Origin of the sequence: Paenibacillus silvestris (assembly GCF_009882985.1) — a bacterium.
Classification (GTDB): domain Bacteria; phylum Bacillota; class Bacilli; order Paenibacillales; family NBRC-103111; genus Paenibacillus_E; species Paenibacillus_E silvestris.
In genome coordinates this window covers 257,725-280,366 of sequence record NZ_WTUZ01000040.1, presented here as the reverse complement: position 1 = coordinate 280,366, position 22,642 = coordinate 257,725, and the positions used below count along the sequence as shown (strand labels likewise).

The following is a 22,642-nucleotide window of genomic DNA, read 5'->3' as shown; positions in this document are numbered from 1 at the left end:
GGTAGGTGCTTATCATGCTTTCAGGCATTGGTGTTTCAGGTGTTATCATTATTGCTGTAGTTGCGTTATTGTTATTTGGTCCAACGAAGCTTCCTCAGTTAGGTCGCGCATTCGGCACGACGATCAAGGAGTTTAGACAAGGAACGAAGGGGTTATTAGAAGAAGATACCACCACAGAGAAGCGAAAAGGCGAGTGAGTAGATGGCCAATCCTTAACAAGGGGATTGGTCTTTTTTTAATGAGAAAGGTAAAATGATAGAAATACTGTAGTGATAGTAAAGGAACGATGATCAAGATGAAGATTGAGTTTGATGATAAGACGATAGAATTTCATGTTGTCTATGGAGTTAGAAAAAAGATATCGATTCAAATCGAAACAACGGGATACATCACAGTTAAAGCTCCTAACGATACAAGCCAGGAGACGATTATGACTGTTGTAAAGCAGCATGGGAAACAGATCGCAGAGAAATTACAACTCATCGAAAATGCGAAACAGACCGCAGGAGCAAAAGAGTATCAAGAGGAAGGGAAATTCCTTCATCTTGGGAAGTATTATTCACTCCATGAATTAATTGAAACTGCAGGGCTAAGTGAAGAGGAATTGAAAATGAATCTGAAGAAATTCTACTTCTCCAGCTGCAAGAAAGTCATAGCCGATCGCATCAAGATCTACCAAACACAATTAAAGGTAAAACCGAAAGTGATTGAAATTGAGGAGTCCAAAACCAAGTGGGGAAGCTGCTCCTCGGACAAAAAATTAACCTTTAATTATCGCTTAGCCATGGCGCCAATTGAGGTGATTGACTATGTAATCATCCATGAATTATGTCATCTCACCCATATGAATCATGATCGCTCCTTCTGGCGACGAGTTGGCAGCATGATGCCAGATTACAAGGAAAAAGAAGAGTTCTTGGCCAGGTATGGTCAAGCCATGACGCTTTAGGATTTAGAGGGAATAAAGCTGTCGCCGGAACGAAATCGGCGTCGGCTTTTTTGTTTTATATTAAAAAGGCAAGATTATTGTAAAAAAGCGCGGGATATTGCAAATCTATATTTTTGGAAATATGGTAAGTTAAAAACACGCAGCAAGACAGGGGAAGGAGGCAACACGGTTTGTGCCATTAGGCAACGAGGCTGCTGGCTTTGTTTCTTGTAATCACTCGGAGCGTTAGCAGAATATCCACGGAGTAGAAACGAATATGAGAATAGGAGATTACCGATGAAAAAAGTAATAGGGATTCTTTTGGCTTTTATCTTATTTGCATGCACGATGAATATGCCTAATGCTCGTGCTGCTGATCCCATTTTGGATGGACATGGATTAATGGGGGATTTCTTTAAATGTGTGCCTAATCCAGATAATCGTACCGATATCACCGTATTCAAATTCGATGATAAACGTGGATCACGAGCGATTGGCAATCTGAATGGGGATTCATTTGGCAGTATTTTTAATCAGTTCTCTGGAACGCCTGATTATAATACAGCTCGTTTTACAGGTACTATTGTTCCTACATACACAGAAGACTACACCTTCCATATGGTTGGAGATGATGGCTTCCGGCTATGGATTAATGGTCAGTTGATCATTGACTTCTGGCAGCAAACTTGGGAAAAACCACAGGTAAGCACGCCTATCTCTCTAGAAGCAGGTAAACACTACGATATTAAAGTTGAATATTTGCAAGGCTGGGGCGGCACTTGGCTCAAGATGGAATGGGAAAGTGCAAGTCAGCAAAGACAGATCGTTCCGGAATCAGCGCTTTATTTGCCAGCAGATCGTACGCTGGTAACGAAGAAAAGTGATTTAACCGCAGAAATTCAGAAGTTAGATTATTTAGCAGACAATTTTGCAGATAAAGTAACAGAAAGTGATCGCAGCAAACTCCAAGCATCTAAACAAACAGCTGCTGAGCTGCTTAGTACGATTGATGGTGCGGAAATGAGTGATAGAGATAAGGTTGAAGCCTTAATCCAAGGAATTGAAAACGTATCCATATCCCGTACCGAATTTATGAAAGCGATGGGTGTGACAAGTTCTTCCGTATACAATAAATTTAACAATCCGCTCTATCAAGGGCAGGACCCATTTGTCACTTACAAAGACGGTTTCTATTACTTCGTTTCTTCTAGTAACTTAGACTCTGAGAATAAGGTGTATGTATCCAAATCCCGAACCTTGACAGACCAAGGGGAAAAGAAATTGGTTTTTGATTCACAAGGTACACAAACACGGATATTCGCTCCAGAAATCTTCTTCTTTGATGGCAAATGGTATATTTATTACTGTGCCGATTTGAAAGCTTATGATTACAAGCATATGGCGACTGTTCTGGAATCCGTAACGGATGATCCTCAAGGGGCTTATGTAGACAAAGGTGCTTTGTATGCTGGAGAAAATGGTGTGTATAAGCAAGCAAACGATTTTACGGTTTTTGAAAATAAAGGGAAGCTCTATGCCGTTTGGGGCACTCTAGGAAATGGAGAACCAATCGGTCCTGCGATTGCTCCGATGGATAATCCTTACACAATTAGCGTAGATCGCTCCTTCTTGCCAGGCGGAGGCGGGGAAGGTCCTCGTGTCCTGCAACGGGATGGCAAAGTGTTCATCACGATGTCAGAGGGTGACTATGCATCAGACGGTTACCGCTTATCCTATTTTATGAATACGGACGGGGATTTCTTGAACCCGAATTCTTGGACGCGCAAGAATGATGTTTTCGTATCGACTAGTGACGTATCAGGTCCAGCCCGAGCAGGATTTGTAAAATCAGTAGATGGTACGGAAGATTGGATGATCTATCATTCACGGGTGTATCAAGATACAGGACGTAACTGGTGGCGTCAGGTGAATATCAAAAAATTCGGTTGGAATGCAGATGGAACGCCTAATTTTGGGACACCTGTTGCACCAAACGTGTGGCAGGAACTGCCTTCAGGAGATTTGGGACAAGGGGATATGTATCAAGCCGAAGATGCACTTCTGTTAGGTGATATTACAAAAGATCACAGCCATTTGAATTTTCAAGGAACAGGGTATATCAATTTGCCCAAAAAAGCAGGTGCTGAAGCGAATTTTGTTGTTAATTCAGCTGAAGCTGGGGATTATATCGTTGGCGTAAGATATGCTTATGGGGAACAAGTGAATGGGGAATCTACTACGAATCCTACGGTTCAATTGCCTGCAAGAGCGAAAATCAATGTCTATGTCAATGGAAAACATGCCAAAACAATTGCACCTGACAAAACAGCGATCAGCTGGGATGAATGGTTTACAGCTTCTGAACGTTTGACCTTGCAAGCGGGGAAAAATGTAATCAGCTACCGCATTGATGAAAGCAGCATCGGTAATGTCAATTTAGATTATTTAACACTGTACAAAGCTGATGTTCCTAATGTGACTGAGCCAACTGAACCAACGGAGTTTTCAGGAACTCTCACAGGAGCAACTCAGAGCGCAGTAGGAAATAACTTCGATGTGAACTATGGACTGGCGCATGTCTCGACGAACCCATCGGATGCCATCTACGCTCAGGATTTAACGTTCAACTATGACGCGGATACCTTCCTTTTTGTTAAGGCAGAATCACTAAAGGGTGGTCTTGAAGTAGTCAGCGTAAATAAGGATGTGCCTGGCAAAGTTCGTATTCTGTTGGCAAGCCTAGGTGCTGATCATGCCGTCTCCACGGATGGTGCACTGCTTAAATTAACATGGAAGGCACTTAAACAGACAACTAGCGCAAGTATTCAGCTTTCTTCTGTGCAACTTGCCAACTCTGCGGGTGTGGAGAGCTCCTTGAACCCTGTCACGCATAACGTACAGGTCACTGGCACTGTTGAACTAAACAAAGAAGCGTTGAATGCACTCATTGCTGAGTCGCAGGCTACTTTGCAAGCAGCTGTTGAGGGTCATGAACCAGGGCAGTACCCAACTGGATCCAAAGCTACATTGCAAGCAGCGATCAATGCAGCTATTGCAGCAGCCGCAAACGCGGTTACGCAAGCAGAAATCGATCAAGCAACAAGTACCTTGAATCAAGCTTTGCAAGCATTTACGAATTCCGTAAATACTAGTCCTTCAGGAGATGTTAACTCGGATGGCAAAGTAACAGTCGGTGATATCGCCATTGCAGCAGCTAGCTATGGCAAAACGACGACAAGTCCAGATTGGAATTTGGTCAAAAAATTAGACTTCAACAATGACGGTGTCATTGATATTACGGATCTTGCGGTGATCGCAAGAGCGATGTTTCAATAAAAGATAAAAAACCGTCAGGGACCTTGGGACCCTGACGGTTTTTTTTAGGTTTGTCGAACATTGTGAGCGGAACTTGGGGACTGGTGGAAGAGTGCTGTTGATGAGGGTGATGGTACTTTGAAAGGGCAACTTGAGGAAGTGGTGGGTAATGCTGCTATGGCGGTGTTCAACCCGCTAATTTAGCACGTGTGAGCATTGGCTGTCGTCTAACGGACTGAGATGACGCTATTTGCTGTTTTTGGATAAGCGTTAGAGCCTAACGGACCCAGGAGTCGCTATTGGCCATGGAAATGGCTGAAACAGCTGCGAAATCCATAGTTAATGCCCGCTCAGTCCGATAGCATCTCAAATGCAGCTGAATATAGCAGAATAACGGCGCCGGAGTCCGTTACAGAAAATTGGCTAATCGGGCGACGCTACCATACCAACCTGACAAATTCCCATCACGTTATTCACCTACAGCCAATTTTCACCTCACAATAACAAACTTCAAAAAAACTTAGCGAGATTCTAGCTAAGATTTTTACTTGAGCGGAACTACAGTCCGCTATATGAAGAAGAACGAGCTTTTTCCGTTCGGAGCGGAACTACAGGCTCTTATTTGAACACCATGCCGCGTTTTTCGGTCAAATTCATCATATTTTTTTATATCGATCTAAGCGTTGAACCTATGTTAAAATAAGGAAATACGTCACGCAGAGAGGAAGGCTTGATGAAACGAATAGCAGAGGGTAGAACAGCAGAAATTTTTCAGCAAAGTCATGAAAGCGTGATCAAGCTTTACCGAAGCGGATTCCCAAAGGAAGCCATCTCTTACGAATATGAAATAACGAAGCGAGTTGCTTCACTTGGCATCCCTGTGCCACAAGTTTATGGGCTAGTGGAAATTGAGGAAAGGGTTGGCATTATTTTTGAATACCTAGATGGCAAGCCGCTTCTTCAGAAAATGGTTGAGCATCCTCTAGAGCTGGATGATTTTGCTGTCATGCTAGCTGACATTCATGTCATGCTTCATCGTTTTGAAGTCCCGGCAGATGAGGGAGTCAACCATTTTCGTAAACAAAAAGAAGTGTTGGCTTCTAACATTCATCAAGTTGATCAGCTCTCGCCTGATGAGAAGAATGCGATTCTTCAATATCTTGAGGAGCTGCCGAACGGCAACCGCGTCTGCCATGGCGATTTTCATCCGGATAATGTCTTGATCGGGGAAAAGCGATGGATCCTTGATTGGACGGATGGTATGATTGGCAATCCTGCAGGCGACGTTGCACGTACACTGCTTCTGCTCCGCTATGGTACCCTGCCAGATGCTGCTCCGGATCATGTGAAGGAGCAACTGGAAGGAGTGAGAAAACAGATGGGGGATGTGTACATCAACCATTATCTGACTCAATCCCATCTGCGATTTGACGAGATCGATCAATGGTTGATGCCCATTGCTGCAGCTAGACTGAAGGATTGGATTCCTGAAGAGGAGAAAGATCAGTTGAGATCAGTGATTAGAGAACGCTTCTATCGAAAAAATTAAAAACGAGGTGCTGACCGACATGTGGAGTCCAGATCCGTATTTTAAACATCTGTATGAGCGTGTAACGCCATCCGAGAGATTTCAAGCGAGTTCACAAGAGGAATGTGTGAACTGGAATGAGCGTTTACGAACGCGTTTCGTTGAGTTGCTTGGTGGTTATCCAGCGAAGATTCCCGTACTTGATCCCGTTCTTTTAGAATGTGTGGATTGCGGCACTTATACGCGTGAAAGAATTCAAATTCAGACGTATCCTGGCCTCTACATGCCCATTTATCTACTTATTCCAAAGGAGCGCGAAGAGCGTGCAGGAGCTGTTATTGCCTGTCATGGTCATGGATATGGAAGTAAAGATATTGTTGGTTTAACGATAGATGGTGAGGAAAAAACGGGTGATAAAGGTTACCAGAAAGATTTTGCTGTTGAGCTCGTAAATAGAGGCTATATCGTTGTTGCGCCGGAGCTTTTAGGTTTTGGTGATCGTAAATTGAGCGAGGAAACTCAGGAGTCGAATTCTTGTCAAAGTCTCTCTACATTTCTATTGGCAATGGGTCAAACCATGGCTGGATATCGTGTATTCGAAACGCTGCGATGCGTAGATTATCTACTCACACGTGATGATGTAGATGCCACAAGAATAGGCTGTATGGGAATATCAGGAGGCGGACTCGTCTGCTCGTTCGCTGCAGCCATTGATAATCGGATATCGGCTGCGGTTGTTAGCGGTTATACCAACACTTTTCAAGCTAGTATACTATCCATTCATCACTGCATTGACAATTATATACCCGGGCTGTCATTAGTAGCTGAGATGCCGGATCTAATCGGTTTGATTGCCCCTAGACCCCTTCTTATCGAAGCTGGAAAAGCCGATCCTATTTTTCCTGTGCAGGGAACGCTTGAAGCATATGAACAGATTCGGAGCATCTATCAGAACTTAGCATCAGAGGAGAAGTTGGCATTAGATCTTTTTGAAGGCACACATGAGATATCAGGCAATGTGGCATACGATTGGTTTCATCGCGTCTGGTCTTGAGTTCATGCGAACCGGAAAGAGGATAGAAACTTTTTTCGGTTCAAAGCGTCTTAATTAGCATGTGTTTGTATGCGCTATCATCAGTTCATTTCATTAAAAATCGAACGTGAGAGGGATGGAAGACGATGTACACATTTGGTTGGTGCAGTGACATTCAGCAGGCAGAGAGATTGAAGGGTTTGGGTTTTGATTACATAGAATGTGCGTTAGTTTCCTTAAATTTGGAAAATGAAGAGGAATATGCGGCAAAATTACCTTTGTTTATGGATAGCCCGCTCCCTGTTAGCGCATTTAATATCTTTTTCCCTGGTGATATAAAAGTTGTTGGCCCAGAGGTTGATCTGGAACGCCTTCAGCGCTACATCCACAAAGCTGCTAAAGCGTTAAATCAGATTGGAGCCAAAACTGTCGTTCTGGGGAGCGGGAGATCGAGAAATATTCCCGATGGCTGGGAACGAAGCCGCTCAGAGGAACAGTTTGTTCAGCTGCTGTCCCATATTGGAGAAGAATTTGCCGGGACCGGCGTGACACTGGTGATTGAACCGTTAAATAAAAAAGAGTCAAACTTAATTAACAGTGTCTCAGAAGCTGTTAGCTTTGCGAAACAAGTTAATCACCCGTCTGTTCGAGTTTTAGCTGATTTTTATCACATGGATGAGGAGAAAGAATCACTACATACGTTAATCGATAATAAAAGTTGGCTGCATCACATACATTTAGCTGATACAGGGAGATTCTCGCCAGGGACAGGCCAATATCCCTATGATCAATTCGTTGCCGCGTTGCAAACAGCCGGTTACGAGGGGATGATTTCCGCGGAATGCACAGTCAGAGATCCGGAGGTAGAACAGCGTGAAAGCTTGGCTTTTATGAAGCGCGTGTTTGGTTAATTAGAAGCCGTAGTTTTTCATGGTTGTGGGAAACTAGGAGGAATCACGGTGGAGGATTTCAAGCAATCTGCAAATCATTTTGTGAAAGCCCGCTTCGGTGAGCGTGCTCAGAATCTTCAGCCGCTTGCCGCAGGTGACTGGTCAAGTGCATATTCTCTCCTGCTTGACGGGCATGAAGCGGTTATCCGCTTCGGAAATTATGTCGCAGATTTTGAGAAAGATCGAGTGATGAGTACTTACCATTCAGAGATTCTTCCAATTCCGAGGGTATTAGAGGTTGGAGAGACGGAGAATGGATTCTATGCCATATCAGAACGTGTAACAGGGAAGCATCTCGATGATCTTGATGGAAATGAGATTCGGCAAGTGCTGCCGCAATTGCTGGACGCGCTTTATGAACTTCAGAAGCATGATCTCACAAGTACGCAAGGGATCGGTCTCTGGCGGCCTGATGGAGTTGGACCTTCTTGGGGGGCTGAACTTCTCTCTGTGGCTGAGCCGAGGGATCGGCTAGCAGGCTGGCGCGAGCGGCTGGACGCTTCGCCTCGGGAAGCACAAGTGTTCGACGCAGGTGTAGAGACGCTGCGTCAACTCGTACCTCAATTACCAGAATGCCGTGGAATCGTGCACAACGATCTCTTGAACCGGAATGTGCTCGTGGACGGTGGAAGACTGACGGGGGTAATCGACTGGGGAAATGCTTTCTATGGCGATCCTCTTTACGACAATGCTTGGTTCCTGTACTGGTGGTCTTGGTATCCGCAGTGGCAGATGGTTGACTTGAGGGGAATTCTGGAGCGTCATTGGGACAAGAACGGGGGCCGACCCCTTCAATTGGAGCTGCGGCTTCGTTGTTGTCTCCTACATATAGGCCTAGACCATATCGCTTATTGTGCTTTCAGAGAGCGAACGGCAGATATGCAGCGCAACGCGGAGCAAGTATTAACTTATATGTAGAAAAGGATAGCGTTCACTTTACGTATAGGTGAACGCTATTGCTATTTGTTGATTAGCGAGTAATCATCCATCTTCTGCCTATAAGCCATACCTTTACTCCAGTAGCCCAGAGGATTAAAGCGGAGCCAAAACCAACAACGAGCCACCACGCGATTACTGGATGACCGCCAAGCGTAGCATGTTCAGGTACAAATAGAAGTGTAACAATCGCAAGTAAGGTCTGGAGCGTTCCGGTTACATAGTGAGATTTGGTCCGAAACAGCGGTGCTAACGGAATGAAATGAACACCAACGATGATCGCCATTATGGGAAAAAGGAGATTAAAATGGTTTGTAGCGGTACATATGGCGCTTGCGACTCCAATTGCAACACCTTCTATCGTGAAGATCATGCCGAACCAAATCCAAACGCGTTTCCAGCGGTGTGTATCGAACTCGGCAGGTTCAGATAAACGCTTGGAGGCGGCAAAGAGCGAAATGCCGCCAGATAGCAATAGCATACCAATTAGTACAGCCGCGATGACTAGCCCAGTTGAACCCCAACCTTGCAGCCCGCCAATTCCGATTCCAGCCCAGAGCGTACCGAATAACGCCATGAAGATAACACCCAGCGATGTACCCCGAACAGCAGCTCTAGGGATTGCCAAAGTCAGTTGTCTCATACTCGCAAACTTCCTTTCCGCATCATGTTAGGTGATTCCACTTAAGGAGGAGAGAAATTTGGATTTCTATTTTCGTGATAACTTTTTTAATTCTGGCGTTACAGAGATTTTGGATGATCAGGAAAAGCGCATAGGTTATTTGGATTTGAAGAGTTCATTTGGTTCAGCCATTGATATATATGACGTAAATGATCAACTGCTCTACAAAGGAGGTTTTCCGTTTTTTTCAGGCAAGTGGGAGATTTCGAATCCGGACGGAAGCCTGGTCGGCGTGCTGCGAAGCAGATTTATGTTGTTCGCCAAGAAATTCACCTATGAAACGATAGGGAGAGGCAGCTACGACATCACATCCCCGGCATTTTCAAAAGAGTATGAAGTATCGGATTCATCTGGCGCGCTTGTCGCAAATTTCGAGAAAGTAAACGGATGGTTTTCTTCGGGAGCTTTTACACTGAGAAATCAATGTGCTGAGTTGGATAGCTACGAACTTGTGGCCGTCGTGATGGGTATGCATGCCATCCAAAAAAGGCAGGACGCCAGTCACGCGTCACATTAAATGATAACCATATAATTGCCATTGCTGGCAAGCAAGAAAAGACTGTTATCACCTGAATAAGCTGGGGTGATCGCAGTCTTTTGTCATTTTGGCTTCGCTTATAAAGGTACAGCCAATCTTTCCATTTTAATAAAATGAATCTGTAAGGAGCCGAAAAATACTCTTCCTTGATTGTATTGAAGTTCACATATGTACCCATAAGTTCGTGATATCGATTGCAGCTCTTTGAAACCTGGCAACATTTGTACTAAAGATGTAATTTGTAAAATGACGTGATTCGGCAGGTGTGTGAACATCCTTGTGTGAATGCCGTCAACGACAGATATGAAGCTGGGAAATGCGGATTTGTTGAAGGGTGAGAGCTTTGAACGATCCTGAGCAATTTCTAGTATTTCTTTGTTCAAGCGATTGAGGTTAATGGTGATGTTCTTGTAAAAGTAAATGCCAAATCCGATTCTGTTCGTTATAGGGCTAATGCGTTTTTTCCATTTTAAAAGGGTTGCCTCGAGATAAGTTTCCAGCTGTTCAGCAAATGACCGCTTATGAAATAGGGATTTGAAAAATTTCCTCATGTTTATTCTCCTTCGTATAGCAAGTTGCCTTGGATTTGACGTAAGCATGCCGTGTATTGTTCATTTTACAAGTTCTCATACTTCTTCTTGTAATTACTAAGCGTGATTAAGGGCCAAATATACCGGTAACTGTGATAATGGGAATAAAAGCTGCCGGGCAGCCCTGCTCCGGTTGGATACTGCGTAGTCCAGTCATCCTTGTGCATCAGCTGCAGCAATTGTCGCATGCCTTTGTGAATGGCAGGCACAGGAACTTCACATACCGCGATAAGGGCATCGAGCGCCCAAGCGGTTTGGGATGGCGTGCTGGCGCCGAGCGGTACGTAATGTTTGACACTATCGCTGGCGCAGGATTCACCCCAGCCGCCGTCTTCGTTTTGGATGCTTAGCAGCCAATCGACAGCTTTTTGAACCGCGGGATGATCAGGTTTCGTTCGAACAGCGATTAGCCCTGTCAAAGCAGCCCATGTGCCATAAATGTAGCAAATCCCCCAGCGGCCATACCAAGAACCATCGGCTTCTTGATTCGAGAATAACCAATCTGCCCCTCTGCGCACGAAGGTTTGATGGACGTCTAGGCCAGCTGTCGCCCCTAGGAATTCCAAGGTCCTTCCGGTTAGATCCGCTGTGGACGGGTCAATGGCAGCTGCGGAGGCGCCGTCAACAGGGACCAGCGTCAGCAGCTTGTTCGTAACTCCTCTCTCGAAAGCGGGCCAGCCGCCATCTTTATTCTGCATGGACAATATCCAGTTTAACCCACGGTTCCATGCGTCTTGGTACTCAGGATTACGCTGTGTTGTTGCGTGTATGGCCCGCAAAGCTGCCGTAGTATCGTCCACGTCGGGGTTTATCGTATTCGATTCGGAGAAGCCCCAGCCGCCGGGTACTGGATGCGCAACATGAAGGCTCCAGTCTCCTAATTTGGACTGCTGCATACTGCGCAAATAGCGGACTGCTTTCGCAATAGAAGGATGCTCTGGTGAAGTTCCAGCTTGCTGCAGAGCCGCGGCAAGCAGCGCGGTATCCCAAACCGTGGAAGGTGAGTTCTGGAGATGAACCCTTCCATCTATGTTCCACAGCATTGAATAGAGACCTTTTAGAGCGGCAGTAATTGTAGGGTGGTTCTTGTCATAACCTAGCGCTAACAAGGACAAGATCATCAGAAGGGTGCACGTCGAGTAGCTGTACAGTGTTCCATCCGCTTCAATACGTTCAAGCATGTAGGTTTGCGCATATCGAACAGCTCGCTTGTGCAGCTGCTGGGGCAGGCTAGTTAGCTGCTTGATACCGCTATGAACTTCGTTCAATAGTTCTTGGAAGCCGCGCGATGACTCAGAATTCTTGCGGACCGGCTGAGTCAGATCCGATAGGTCCGGTGTAGCCGCGTTTGTCTTAACAAATTTGAGGTCAGCCATAATCAAGATAGGTGCAAAGTGAACGCGGGCGAAGCCAGAGAAGTCAAAAAAGTTAATCGGAGAGGTCGACGGCAACAGCAGAAATTCAAGTGGAATCATCATTGAGGAGGGCCATGGATATTGTCCTGCGGTTGCTAGGAATACCTTCGTAAGCAAGGTTTTTACTTGCTTGACGCCTCCTTTGGAAGAGATGAAGCGCGCAGCTTTCATCATCGTTTCGTCCGTTTTTTTGCTGTAGCCCGAATATAGAAGCGCAAAGTAAGCATTTACGGTTGCATCTAAATTTCCATCCGCTTCATCGTGATAAACTTTCCAGGCGCCACTCAGTTCCTGTTCAGCCGCAATACGATCATGCAATCGTTTGATTAGCTCCTCCTGCGGGTCTTCCAATGTTCGGAGGACGACAATCATATAAGCGTCGGTCAATAGACTATTTTCAAAGCAAAATCGCCAAGAGCCGTCTTGTTGCTGCCATTGTTCGAGTCTCACGCGCATGCGGCGAATTTCCTCATTCACTTCGCTCCATACAGGCATATGCAGTCCTCCTGCCGCTTCAAGTCATGATTAGATAGATCTTTACATGATATGAACATCGCAACCTTTTCAGATATGGTTAAACAAGAAAAAACGCCAGTTTTCACTGACGTTTTACATGCCTTGCACATTATTGGTGAAAGGGAGGTGTGAAATCGTAATGACTTTGCGGCGCTTTAGGGACAAGCAGGCAACCAATCATATAGATAAGTACGACGGTTCCGAAGCTGCACAAAGCCGCGATAATGACCAATAAGCGAATCATGGTTGCATTTAAACCAAGCCATTCAGCTAGTCCTCCGCAAAGTCCTGTTAATTTACTGTCTGTTCTAGAACGGAATAATTTGTTCATCCTGTGTATTGCTCCTCTCCAATTTGCGATATGTTAAATGTTATTGTTTCGTTTTCATGTCTTTATTGTAGCTCTTGCAGGGTTCTGCGAAAACGGACCTATGACGGTTTATGGAACCGGACTTAAGGCGGGGTAGAACCTCTACGAAAGCCAAGAACCCCGCAATTCTGTTCAGAATTGCGGGGTTCCTATTTCATTTTTGGATGAGCTGTTGCAGTTAAGACAGGAGATAGTTAAGCTGTCTGAGATGGGGCCTTAACTCAGGAATGACATCGAGATAGGAGATGAACACTTTGATGAGAGTGGGATTGGAGGCTTGATGAGTGCAGGCTTCATCTAACATTGCCGTGACCTTCTTAAGTTCCTCACGCACTTCGCTTGGCTTAGACAGCTCGTCGATCTTGACAGTCATTAGGGCAATCAACTGCTCAATTGTCGCTTGGCGGGCAGGGGAATCGCTAGGATTCAAATAATTGAAATGCGTATTGCTTTCAGCGATTACGGGTTTCGGTGCTGTCCGGATGAAATCCTCGATTAAAGCATCCAAGCGGTCTACAATGAATGCAGCGAGCTCGGACATAGGTAAGGCGATCACCTTCTGCTTGACATAAGTTAAGTATTCGACATGAATGCCTCGGAAAATGGCAACAATATCCCAAATATAGGGCTCTATCTGTTTCCCATAGGTCTCGATTAGCAGTTCGCGGCGCCAAGTGTGCAGCGCGTTTTTCTTTCGTTTCCATGCGGCGATGAATTGTTCATTCGTTGTAATTGGCAATTCTCGGAAGTCGATCATGAACAGGTGATTCTCGACCGTATATTCCAACTGGAATTCGATCTTCCGCCGAAGCTTCTCTTTCGGAGTCAGGCTAAGATTAGCCCCGCCACGATCGAGCGCTGCTGCTTGATCTAACAATATCTGATGACATGCGACGAAAGCCGCAGTAAATAATTCTTCTTTGGTCGCAAAAAATTTGTAGATGCTAGCTTTGGCCATACCGCAAGCCTCAGCGATATCCTGCATGGATGCGGCGCTGTACCCTTTGGATCGGAACAGCTCGATGGCTGTATTCAGGATTTTGTCTTTTTTTGAGTCTACCATCGTTATCCCTCCCCCCCCCTATATTGACATGAGTCAAGGGGAACGTCAATGTTTCTCATTGACGATAAAACTATCGAGTTCTATAATGAACTCATTGGTTTTAACCTTGAATAGAAGGAGGTGGCCGAGACCTCGCCTTGTAGAATGATATGAGGTTTGGCGTCGGCAATCATATGAGAATAGCTGAAGGCATTGACATGTTATCCCTGAATTTGGGACCTATGACGATTCATCCGACCATCCTATTTGACAAAGAATCCTGGATCTTAATCGATACAGGCATGCCAGGATCCGCTTCTGCGATTCGGGAGTTAGCGAAGCAAGCAGGGGCAGGGAGCGTACCGCTGAGCGCTATTATTTTGACACATCAGGATCTTGATCATGTTGGTGGATTACCTGAGTTTCTGGCGGCTGAAGACGAATCTCCAATTATCTATGCCCATGAAGACGACAAAGACGTCATTAATGGTGCGAAACCGATGATCAAGGTAAGCCCGGAGAGGCTGGCTTCACTCTTAGAGCAGCTGCCGGTCGTTACTCGCAACCAATTCGAGCAGACTTTTCTAGATCCATCGAATCCTAATGTGGAGAGCACGATAGCAGATGGGGAAAAGCTGCCAATCGCAGGCGGCCTAACCGTCATTCACACGCCTGGCCATACGCCAGGACATGTCTGTTTGTACCATCACACGAGCAAAACGCTGATTGCCGGTGATGCCATGGTCGTCGAAGATGGCGAATTAAAGGGGCCGAGAGCAGCCGTTACACCCGATATGGAACAGGCACTGAAATCATTGAAGAAGCTATTAGCTTTCGACATCGAGACCGTAATCTGTTATCACGGCGGGCACGTGCAAGGTGATGTGAATAAACGAATAGCCGCATTGACTGAACAGTCGTGATTCGTTTTATCGTCACACTCGCATTGTCACTGATAGGGGGAACGCTGTTCTCGTTCATTCATTCTCCCTTACCCTGGCTATTAGGACCGATGATGTTTGCATTCTTGGGAGCTCGTTTCTTGAAAAAGGTAAGGCCGCTATGGCCAAGTTATTTACGTGACACAGCTCTGATTATTATTGGTTATTCCATAGGGTTAACATTCACGATGAACACACTGCAAGAGATGGGGCAGCAATTACCAAGTATGATTCTTATGACGGTTTTGCTGCTGGTTTTCAGCGCACTCATCGCTTATTGCATTTCCAAAGTATCGGGCTTGCCGCTGCCGACGGTGTTGATGGGAAGCATCCCTGGCGGATTGTCGCAGATGATCATCCTCGCGGAGGATACGGAAGGCATCGATCTCACTGTGATGACATTTCTCCAAGTATCACGGCTGATGATCATTATTTTCTGCGTCCCGCTGCTTATTTTTAGTCCGTTGTTTGGTGGCGACCGATCGGCCATAGAGGATCTAGTAGGAGTGAGTGCTCATTGGAGTGATCTTTTCCCTACTATCTTCTTGTTTGCTATAGTCTGTGTGGTGTGCGCTGTACTGGCCAAAAAGATCCGCTTTCCATCAGCCTTTTTGCTAGGGCCAATGATTGCTACAGCCGTTCTTCATCTTTCCGGCGTATCAGGTCCAGCACTGCCATCTGGTCTTCTTGACGTTTCGCAATTATTAATCGGCACATACGTTGGCTTGCTGCTTCGTCCGGAGAGCCTGACGCACAAAGTTCGCATCATCGGCCTCGCGATCATAAGCGGGTTCGTGCTAATCCTGGGATCGCTTGGATTAAGCTTGATGCTCTCTAGCATGCATGGCGTTTCTTCGGCGACGGCCTTCTTAGCCATGGCGCCTGGAGGCATGGATCAGATGGGGATCATGGCCAAAGAGGTTCATGCAGATATTGCCATTGTCACTTGCTACCAAATATTTCGAACCTGGTTCATCTTTTTCGCGGTACCTCCGCTTCTGAGGCTGGCATTTAAATACTTGATTCCAAGGGGAAAAGCAGGGAATGAGCCAGTCCCAAGAAGTTAAAAAGTAGAAAATACAGAGTTCTTATAGGATTGAAGCCATCTTATTCTGTCAAGACTAGTTAGCATAACTTTTCTAGCAGATGAGTGGTGAACATGAAAGATATTACTTTCAGAGCTATGGCTGTCACGAATGAAATTGATTTAAACAAAATCGCGATACATTGTGACATTCCAAAAAAATACACGTGGGAACAACCGTTAATCCTGCGGGGTGATATTTTATCCTCCATCCTTCAAAAAGAAACGGATTCCTTACAACAAGTGCTGGTGTTCTCATTCGGCAGTGTTGTTTTTGTTAATCACAAAAATAAGGATGAGATGACGACCTTCTTGAAATTTATCCAGACCTTCAAACCTGATATCGAGCTGCAGCATGTGGACAAATACATGGACGATTACAGTCTGCATATCGAGGAAATCGAGAGCATGGAGTTGACTGACAAGTATGTGATTGTTCCCGAGTATGAATTCTTCTACCCTGAACTCATCTCCACAGTGCTTGCGAAATCAGTAGCTCTAGAGAAGATCGAGGAGCAACTTGGCGATATTCATGATGGCCTCGAAGGGATGATTGATCGATTAGAGAAAGGGAAACTTCGCGTAGGCAATAAAGAGTTGGCGAGAACCACAGCCAAAATCGTGCGTCATGAGTATAATACGCTTGCTTACATCATGATTCTGGATAAACCAGATTTAACATGGACGAATAGCACAGCTAGTCAATTTTATGACGGCATGATGGATTTCTTTGAATTGAATGACCGATATAAAATTTTGAAAAGTAAAACAGATATTTTGTATCACATCCTTGAGGGTTTCTCCAATATCAGTCATTCCATCCGAGGATTGTTCGTTGAGTGGATCGTTGTAATTTTAATTGTCATAGAAGTAGTATTAACGGTATTACAAATTGTAGGCTGGATTCCTTCCCATTAGGTAGGAATGAGCGAGTCTGGAGACATATAGATGCCTGAGGGGAATTTCCTTCAGGCTTTTTTATTTTGTTATGGGATGAGTTTAAGAGGGAACTAGAGTCCGCTATTTCCAAGAAAAACCGTATGTTTCCACTGGAGAGGGAACTACGAGCCGCTATTCTGCTGATTTCGTTTGAAAAACTGCCATGGAGGAGAAATAAAGGACTGTAGTTCCGCTAATAAGAGAAACAGCTCGTTTTTCTCAAAATAGAGGACTCAGTTCCTGTTGAGTATAGCCATCAATAGTTGAATTAGAAAAATAATGACATAAATCCGGCCGTACAATGATAATATCAAGCATTATAGGGTTCTCGATGGAGGTATGATAATGAAGGCAATGGTCTATACGAAATACGGAACCAAGGACGTTCTTAACCTCGTCGAGTTAGAAAAACCTGCACCCAAAGACAATGAAGTCCTGATTCGTATACATGCGGCATCTGTCAATTCATGGGATTGGGATCTTTTGCGAGGCATACCTTTTATGGTTCGTCTTGGAGGGATTCTAAAGCCGAAATTCAAGATTCTTGGAGCTGACATTGCTGGGACGGTTGAAGCCGTGGGGAGTAAGGTCAAGCAGTTTCACCCTGGCGACGAGGTGTTTGGGGACATCTCTGGCTCTGGTTGGGGCGGATTCGCGGAGTATGTTTCCGTTCGCGAAGACACAATAACTCTCAAACCTTCACATATGACCTTCGATGAAGCAGCTGCTCTCCCGCAAGCGGGAGTCCTTGCCTTACAAGGACTCCGCGATAAAGGAAAGATTCGGAGAGGAATGAAAATTCTTGTCAATGGCGCAGGTGGGGGAGTAGGTACGTTCGCCGTACAGTTTGCCAAAGCGATTGGAGCGGAAGTCGTTGCTGTTGATAGCGCTGTAAAATTGGAAATGCTCACAGGTCTCGGCGCAGACGAGGTTATTGACTACGCCACTAAAGATTTCACCCAAAACGGACAACAATATGATTTGATTCTTGATGTCGTCGGGAATCGATCGATTATCGATTACAAAAAATCCCTAAGTCCATCAGGTACCTATGTTATGGTCGGAGGTCCTATGGCTCGGATTTTTCAAGTTATGTGTCTGGGACCATGGATTTCTATGACTGAGAATAAGAACATGGGTATCTTAATCCACAAGCCAAACCAACAGGATCAGAAGGATTTGGAGAGACTTGTTGAAGCAGGCCAAATTATACCAATTATTGATAAACGCTTTTCGTTATCTGAGGTCCCAGACGCTCTTCAGTATTTGGGAGAAGGTCACGCGAAAGGAAAAGTAGTTATTCAAATAGCAGACTAAATAACTCTTCGCTGCCTGAAAAAGTGCATAATCAGATAGGCGGATTGGGGGAAAATCAAGCCGAGCTGCCACGCACCAATTCCCAGAAGCTTATAGTCGATTACCAGCTCACATTTCGCTGCCCGCGCCCGCGCATCCTCGAACCAGACGATATGTCTGCGTCCTTGCTCATCCCAATAACCAAAATACGGCTGTTGGTGCTGCTCTGAATATTGAATATTTGCTTCATACCTAATAGCTGTATCTGTCGCTGACTTTACGGAGACCGCTTTGGCTGATATGGGGACATTCCCCTCCATGGTCCAGTCGAAACCATACCGCGGGACACCAAGAATTATTTTATTGCGAGGAATGTGTTGAATGGCATAATCAAGTGTTTTTCTAATTTCATCGATAGGGGCAACAGGGCCAGGTCCAGAGTGTGCTTCATGAAAATCATAGGCCATAATAAATACGAAGTTGACAGCACTACCGATGCCCCCATAATCATATCCGGGATGGTCACGTTCCGACCTTTTTACGGGTACCGCTACGGACGTGTAATAGCCATCTGGTTTTAACTTCTCATTCAAAGCTCTTAAAAACCCGGAATACAAGTCGCGTTCATCTACTCTAAGACGCTCGAAGTCGACATTGACGCCTGCGTAATTTTTCGTCTGAAGCAGTGAATATATGTTGTTAATCAAACGGTTTCGCAGCTCTGGAGACTGCAGCAAACGTTTCGTTATTTCAGAGCTGAACCCGCCTGGCGTTAAATTGGTTATCGTAGCAAGAGGGGCTACAAGGTGTTCGCGTGCGGCTTTTATCACGACATCATCATAAGCCAGCTCACTCAGATTACCGTCAGGGGTAATATGATATTCGAAAACACCAAAGTATGTATTCAAATTTGCGAAGTTTTTGACTGTTGTCTGAATCTGTGCTGGCGAACTAGGCAAAATGTAGCTAAGGCCTTCCTCCAAGTATTTGGGTATAGCCGGCAAGGTTAGTCGCATCCCGACCGTCAACGCATCACTTTGCAAACCATTAGCAGTTTTCAGCAGTTGCAGAGGAATATAGCTGATGCTGGCGATAGAGGAAAGAGTGTCACCTGGTTGAACGATGTAAGTCGTCGTCGACATGATAAGCGCTTGACCTGGCACCAGATCGGCTTCAATTAACCCATTCACTGAGCGGATGGTATCAAGCGGCACTTGATATTTTCTGGAAATGGCATAGAGAGAGTCGCCAGATTTAACCGTATAAATAAACAAAGGGATCAGCCCCCTGACCGAATATCGGCAATTTTGTTATAGTTATTCAGCTGCCAGCATGTTTAAGAACAAGGGAGGAGCTTTGAATGGTCATATCGTTATTTTGATGATCTTTTCAAAACTGGGAATGATACTAAGTAATATGGAATCCAGAGGTGTACGCGTTGAATCAAATCCGATGTGATGAATCCCCAATGAAAGAGCAGCTGAAACTACATATACAAGAAATTTCTGATGCGCTTCACCATAGTTTGCAAGTTATAGATAATGAGAATCACTGTTTGTTAAGTGATTTAGAGGCGATTCAAGAAAGGTTTAGAAGAGTTGAATCGATCGCCGCTTCCTTTTATATGCAATGTTATTTGTCAGCTTTCTCCATTCAGTACTCAGATCTTACTATTGCCGTTGATCATTTGTCGAAACGCCGCCACGGTGCGTTGATTGTGATTCAGCGCAGCGATTCTATCAGTGAACACCTCCATAATGGCATTCCCGTAGGGGCCAAAGTATCGTATTCCTTGCTCGAATCCATCTTTTACCCAGGGAACCCGTTGCACGATGGCGCCGTATACATTAGTTATGATCAAATCATTTCTGCAGCGAATGTGCTGCCTTTGTCGGCAATGATTGTAGAAAATAAAAAGCTGGGTACGAGGCACCGTGCAGCCATTGGCATAACGGAACGGACAGATGCTTTGGCTTTGGTTGTATCCGAAGAGACCGGTCAAACTTCATTTGCCTATAAGGGGCAACTGCATCCGATAATCATGTCAGATATTATTGTATAGAAAAGTGGGCCATTCACGACTAGATCCCAAGGCATATAAAGCGAGTGCAGAAGTAGCTGTTAGTACCCAAAAAATCTTACAGAAGTCTGGATTGATAGAGTAGCAGGCATCGGAATAAATACCTAATAGGCTGTCGAGGATAGAGTCTCGGTGGCCTTTTTCGTTGCCAGAATAGGCACTAAATCCATGAAATTCATGCTTATTTAATTTAGGTATAAAAAAATCGACGTGTTTCGCCGAAATTATACATAGGACAATTTATCCTGCAAAGAGGGAAAACATGACCCCTTACAACAAAAAGAGAAACTTCGGAGGCTGTCAGAATGAAACTCACGCTGTACAAGAAACTGCTTTGTAGCTTTGTCATCGTATTAGTGCTACTTACGACAATCAGTATTACGTCTCAAGTGCGAATGAAATCGATGGGTGATACCGCGAAACAAACGACGGATAAAGGACTTCCTTCTGTCATCTTATTGGGCAATTTGAACTATGATTTGAAAAGTCTTGATGATCAAATCCTGCGTATTCAATTCAATATGGAGGATAAGACAAAGCAAAACTTAAGCGGAACTGGCATGTTAGAAGAAGAGGCCGCTACTACTCCTGCTGAAAGAGCTCAAACTTTATTTAATGATATCGAAAAGAAAGTCAATCTTCTGGATGGGGCTTTCCAGGATGAGAAAGATCTCCAAATGCTCAAAGTGTTCAAAGAGCAGTGGACGCAATACGCGACTGTTTTTCCTTCTACGCTCGCAGCTGCGCAGAAACATGGTGCTGAAGGTCTGGCGTTAATTCAGGTAGCAGATAGTAATTTGGGAAGCTGTTCTCTGCTAATTGAAATGTTCACCAAACGCATTCAAGAAAATGCGGAAGGATGGGCAGCAGAGGTAGAGCATTCTTATCAAGCTGGGATTCAGTGGAATACGACACTCAGTATCTTGGCTATCATTCTAGGTTTGGTCATATCGTTCTTGATCGCTCGTCACGTCTCCAAGCCGATCACGTCCATGAGCGCAGCTGCAAGACGCATCTCCGAAGGAGATCTCTCCGTAAGCTATATCGCTTTGAAACAAAAGGATGAAATCGGAGATCTTAGTGCCTCTTTTGCTCAAATGACGGAGCATATGAGAAGTATGATCGAAGCTGTGAATGGACATGCGCAAAGCGTTGCTTCCTCTGCTGAGCAACTTCGCATTAGCTCCATTGATATGCAGGAAGTGTCCAATCATATCACCCAGACGGTGAAAGAAGTGGCTACAGGAGCGGATCAACAAACGCTCACGATGGAAGAAACTTCGCGTTCCATGGAAGAAGTGGGCGGCGGCATTTATCGGATGGCCGAAAGTGCTTCGTCGATCGCTGAGTCGATTGAATGGACCAAACAACAGGCAGAAGCGGGCGGTACATACGTTCAGAACACTGTGCAGCAGATGGAATCCATTCACGAATCTGTCCATCAGACAGATCAAGTCATGTCTTTGCTGGAGAGAAAATCGCAAGAGATCGGACATATCCTGCAAGCGATTCAGGATATTTCGCAGCAAACGAATCTTCTGGCTCTTAATGCAGCGATTGAAGCAGCAAGAGCAGGTGAGCAGGGGCGCGGTTTTGCAGTCGTAGCTTCTGAAGTTCGCAAGTTGGCTGAGCAATCCGGGCAATTTTCTGGTGAAATCTCGGCTTTGCTCAGTGAGATTCAAACAACCGTACATGATTCTGGCGATGCGCTGAGTCAAGTGAAAAATGAAGTTCAAACGGGTATCGAGCTTGTTCAGAAAACGGAGCAAAACTTTGGTGAAATCTTGCAGTCCACTAATCTAGTGGCTTCGCAAATTCAAGAGATGGCTGCAACCTCTGAACAAATGTCGGCAGGCGCACAAGAGATTACGGCATCTGTTCAACAGGTTGCTTCTATCGCTAAGAAAACCGCTGACTCTTCCCAGGATGTGTCAACCTCCGCTGTTAATCAGCTTGAGACTACGGGTGAAGTGAGAGTCGCAGCACAATCCTTATCGGAGATGGCTGAGGAGTTGCAGCAAATCCTGGCTCGATTCCGTATCGCTTAAAAGACCGGAAATCCTAGAATATCTACGAAAAGGCTGTCCTAATAGGTTCATCAAAAGAGGCCTTCCCTCGGTCATTGGATGACTGTGGGAAGCCTCTTTTTTATGGATCTAAATAGCTGGAAAAACTCCTTATATTTCAAGCAATCTCCGCTAGATACACCTAATAACTGGAAAAACTCCTGCTATTTCACCGCTTTCAGCCTGTACCCTAACTCAATCGTCCGCATGAACTGGAGAAATTCCATTTATTTCCTCATTCGGTGGGTTAACCAGTGATTTAGCGGTAGTTTTTCCTGTTTACCCAAAGAGAAGCTCCAAAAAATTAAAAAGAAGCTGCCCCTCGGCCATTAAATGGCTTATGGGACAGCCTCTTCGTATTGGAAATAAGCCTGGCGCTATTCCCCGTAACTT

At 45.1% G+C, this 22,642-nt stretch carries 20 protein-coding genes; 14 read left to right on the top strand and 6 right to left on the bottom strand.

Annotated elements, in window-relative coordinates:
- Positions 1-14: 14 nt before the first annotated feature.
- The 7 genes from GQF01_RS33245 (at position 15) to GQF01_RS33215 (ending at position 8,672) form a co-directional block, all read left to right on the top strand.
- Positions 15-197 (top strand): twin-arginine translocase TatA/TatE family subunit, encoded by a 183-nt coding sequence (locus tag GQF01_RS33245; RefSeq protein WP_161411494.1) that lies wholly within the window; start codon positions 15-17, stop codon positions 195-197.
- A gap of 98 nt (positions 198-295) precedes the next feature.
- Positions 296-949: a M48 family metallopeptidase gene (locus GQF01_RS33240; protein ID WP_161412095.1), complete on the top strand. Its 654-nt coding sequence runs from the start codon at positions 296-298 to the stop codon at positions 947-949.
- A gap of 276 nt (positions 950-1,225) precedes the next feature.
- The gene (locus GQF01_RS33235) at positions 1,226-4,264 is read left to right on the top strand and encodes a family 43 glycosylhydrolase (RefSeq protein ID WP_161411492.1); all 3,039 of its coding nucleotides are present in this window, start codon (positions 1,226-1,228) and stop codon (positions 4,262-4,264) included.
- A 712-nt stretch (positions 4,265-4,976) separates the two neighbouring features.
- Complete coding sequence (locus GQF01_RS33230; RefSeq protein WP_161411490.1) at positions 4,977-5,792, top strand: phosphotransferase family protein; 816 nt, start codon at positions 4,977-4,979, stop codon at positions 5,790-5,792.
- 19 nt (positions 5,793-5,811) lie between these two features.
- Positions 5,812-6,825, top strand: coding sequence for an alpha/beta hydrolase family protein (locus tag GQF01_RS33225; protein WP_161411488.1), 1,014 nt, complete (start codon positions 5,812-5,814; stop codon positions 6,823-6,825).
- A 125-nt stretch (positions 6,826-6,950) separates the two neighbouring features.
- Positions 6,951-7,715 (top strand): sugar phosphate isomerase/epimerase family protein, encoded by a 765-nt coding sequence (locus tag GQF01_RS33220; RefSeq protein WP_268894419.1) that lies wholly within the window; start codon positions 6,951-6,953, stop codon positions 7,713-7,715.
- 48 nt (positions 7,716-7,763) lie between these two features.
- Positions 7,764-8,672 (top strand): phosphotransferase family protein, encoded by a 909-nt coding sequence (locus GQF01_RS33215; protein ID WP_161411484.1) that lies wholly within the window; start codon positions 7,764-7,766, stop codon positions 8,670-8,672.
- 52 nt (positions 8,673-8,724) lie between these two features.
- Here the strand turns inward: GQF01_RS33215 and GQF01_RS33210 are convergent, their stop codons facing one another.
- Positions 8,725-9,333: a hypothetical protein gene (locus tag GQF01_RS33210; protein ID WP_161411482.1), complete on the bottom strand. Its 609-nt coding sequence runs from the start codon at positions 9,331-9,333 to the stop codon at positions 8,725-8,727.
- A 58-nt stretch (positions 9,334-9,391) separates the two neighbouring features.
- Here GQF01_RS33210 and GQF01_RS33205 point away from each other — a divergent pair, with 58 nt between their 5' ends.
- On the top strand, positions 9,392-9,889 hold the full coding sequence (locus GQF01_RS33205) for a hypothetical protein (RefSeq protein ID WP_161411481.1): 498 nt from the start codon (positions 9,392-9,394) through the stop codon (positions 9,887-9,889).
- A gap of 98 nt (positions 9,890-9,987) precedes the next feature.
- Here GQF01_RS33205 and GQF01_RS33200 read toward each other — a convergent pair whose 3' ends face one another.
- The 4 genes from GQF01_RS33200 to GQF01_RS33185 all read right to left on the bottom strand — a co-directional run bounded on the left by GQF01_RS33200 (position 9,988) and on the right by GQF01_RS33185 (position 13,864).
- A complete protein-coding gene (locus tag GQF01_RS33200; protein ID WP_161411479.1) occupies positions 9,988-10,461 on the bottom strand; it encodes a hypothetical protein in 474 nt (157 codons plus the stop codon).
- A 65-nt stretch (positions 10,462-10,526) separates the two neighbouring features.
- A complete protein-coding gene (gene shc, locus GQF01_RS33195) occupies positions 10,527-12,410 on the bottom strand; it encodes a squalene--hopene cyclase (protein ID WP_161411478.1) in 1,884 nt (627 codons plus the stop codon).
- Positions 12,411-12,540: 130 nt separating this feature from the next.
- Complete coding sequence (locus tag GQF01_RS33190) at positions 12,541-12,762, bottom strand: PspC domain-containing protein (RefSeq protein ID WP_161411475.1); 222 nt, start codon at positions 12,760-12,762, stop codon at positions 12,541-12,543.
- Between the two features lie 217 nt (positions 12,763-12,979).
- Positions 12,980-13,864 carry a TetR/AcrR family transcriptional regulator gene (locus GQF01_RS33185; protein ID WP_161411473.1) on the bottom strand — a complete coding sequence of 295 codons (885 nt, stop codon included), beginning with the start codon at positions 13,862-13,864 and terminating at the stop codon, positions 12,980-12,982.
- Between the two features lie 173 nt (positions 13,865-14,037).
- On the opposite strand from GQF01_RS33185, the gene GQF01_RS33180 reads away from it, so the two are divergent.
- The 4 genes from GQF01_RS33180 to GQF01_RS33165 all read left to right on the top strand — a co-directional run bounded on the left by GQF01_RS33180 (position 14,038) and on the right by GQF01_RS33165 (position 18,124).
- Positions 14,038-14,766 (top strand): MBL fold metallo-hydrolase, encoded by a 729-nt coding sequence (locus GQF01_RS33180; RefSeq protein WP_161411471.1) that lies wholly within the window; start codon positions 14,038-14,040, stop codon positions 14,764-14,766.
- Positions 14,763-15,851, top strand: coding sequence for an AbrB family transcriptional regulator (locus GQF01_RS33175; protein WP_161411469.1), 1,089 nt, complete (start codon positions 14,763-14,765; stop codon positions 15,849-15,851). Before GQF01_RS33180 ends, GQF01_RS33175 begins: the two co-directional genes overlap by 4 nt.
- A 92-nt stretch (positions 15,852-15,943) precedes the next feature.
- Positions 15,944-16,786: an RMD1 family protein gene (locus GQF01_RS33170; RefSeq protein WP_161411467.1), complete on the top strand. Its 843-nt coding sequence runs from the start codon at positions 15,944-15,946 to the stop codon at positions 16,784-16,786.
- 366 nt (positions 16,787-17,152) lie between these two features.
- On the top strand, positions 17,153-18,124 hold the full coding sequence (locus GQF01_RS33165; RefSeq protein WP_161411466.1) for an NAD(P)-dependent alcohol dehydrogenase: 972 nt from the start codon (positions 17,153-17,155) through the stop codon (positions 18,122-18,124).
- Here the strand turns inward: GQF01_RS33165 and GQF01_RS33160 are convergent.
- A complete protein-coding gene (locus tag GQF01_RS33160; RefSeq protein ID WP_161411462.1) occupies positions 18,121-19,377 on the bottom strand; it encodes a glycosyl hydrolase family 18 protein in 1,257 nt (418 codons plus the stop codon). The two genes, GQF01_RS33165 and GQF01_RS33160, sit on opposite strands and share 4 nt — an antisense overlap.
- Before the next feature lie 164 nt (positions 19,378-19,541).
- Here GQF01_RS33160 and cdaS point away from each other — a divergent pair, with 164 nt between their 5' ends.
- Both cdaS and GQF01_RS33150 read left to right on the top strand, forming a co-directional pair.
- Complete coding sequence (cdaS, locus tag GQF01_RS33155; protein WP_161411461.1) at positions 19,542-20,165, top strand: sporulation-specific diadenylate cyclase CdaS; 624 nt, start codon at positions 19,542-19,544, stop codon at positions 20,163-20,165.
- A gap of 323 nt (positions 20,166-20,488) precedes the next feature.
- Positions 20,489-22,231, top strand: coding sequence for a methyl-accepting chemotaxis protein (locus tag GQF01_RS33150; protein WP_161411459.1), 1,743 nt, complete (start codon positions 20,489-20,491; stop codon positions 22,229-22,231).
- The last annotated feature ends 411 nt before the right edge of the window (positions 22,232-22,642 follow it).

Bases quoted from the DNA above. Each gene is read 5' to 3' on its own strand.
- GQF01_RS33180 (WP_161411471.1), top strand. From the start codon at position 14,038: ATGAGAATAGCTGAAGGCATTGACATGTTATCCCTGAATTTGGGACCT.
- GQF01_RS33240 (WP_161412095.1), top strand. From the start codon at position 296: ATGAAGATTGAGTTTGATGATAAGACGATAGAATTTCATGTTGTCTAT.
- GQF01_RS33210 (WP_161411482.1), bottom strand. From the start codon at position 9,333: ATGAGACAACTGACTTTGGCAATCCCTAGAGCTGCTGTTCGGGGTACA.
- GQF01_RS33170 (WP_161411467.1), top strand. From the start codon at position 15,944: ATGAAAGATATTACTTTCAGAGCTATGGCTGTCACGAATGAAATTGAT.
- GQF01_RS33235 (WP_161411492.1), top strand. From the start codon at position 1,226: ATGAAAAAAGTAATAGGGATTCTTTTGGCTTTTATCTTATTTGCATGC.
- GQF01_RS33190 (WP_161411475.1), bottom strand. From the start codon at position 12,762: ATGAACAAATTATTCCGTTCTAGAACAGACAGTAAATTAACAGGACTT.
- GQF01_RS33220 (WP_268894419.1), top strand. From the start codon at position 6,951: ATGTACACATTTGGTTGGTGCAGTGACATTCAGCAGGCAGAGAGATTG.
- GQF01_RS33225 (WP_161411488.1), top strand. From the start codon at position 5,812: ATGTGGAGTCCAGATCCGTATTTTAAACATCTGTATGAGCGTGTAACG.
- shc (WP_161411478.1), bottom strand. From the start codon at position 12,410: ATGCCTGTATGGAGCGAAGTGAATGAGGAAATTCGCCGCATGCGCGTG.
- GQF01_RS33165 (WP_161411466.1), top strand. From the start codon at position 17,153: ATGAAGGCAATGGTCTATACGAAATACGGAACCAAGGACGTTCTTAAC.
- GQF01_RS33245 (WP_161411494.1), top strand. From the start codon at position 15: ATGCTTTCAGGCATTGGTGTTTCAGGTGTTATCATTATTGCTGTAGTT.
- GQF01_RS33150 (WP_161411459.1), top strand. From the start codon at position 20,489: ATGAAACTCACGCTGTACAAGAAACTGCTTTGTAGCTTTGTCATCGTA.
- GQF01_RS33185 (WP_161411473.1), bottom strand. From the start codon at position 13,864: ATGGTAGACTCAAAAAAAGACAAAATCCTGAATACAGCCATCGAGCTG.
- GQF01_RS33200 (WP_161411479.1), bottom strand. From the start codon at position 10,461: ATGAGGAAATTTTTCAAATCCCTATTTCATAAGCGGTCATTTGCTGAA.
- GQF01_RS33230 (WP_161411490.1), top strand. From the start codon at position 4,977: ATGAAACGAATAGCAGAGGGTAGAACAGCAGAAATTTTTCAGCAAAGT.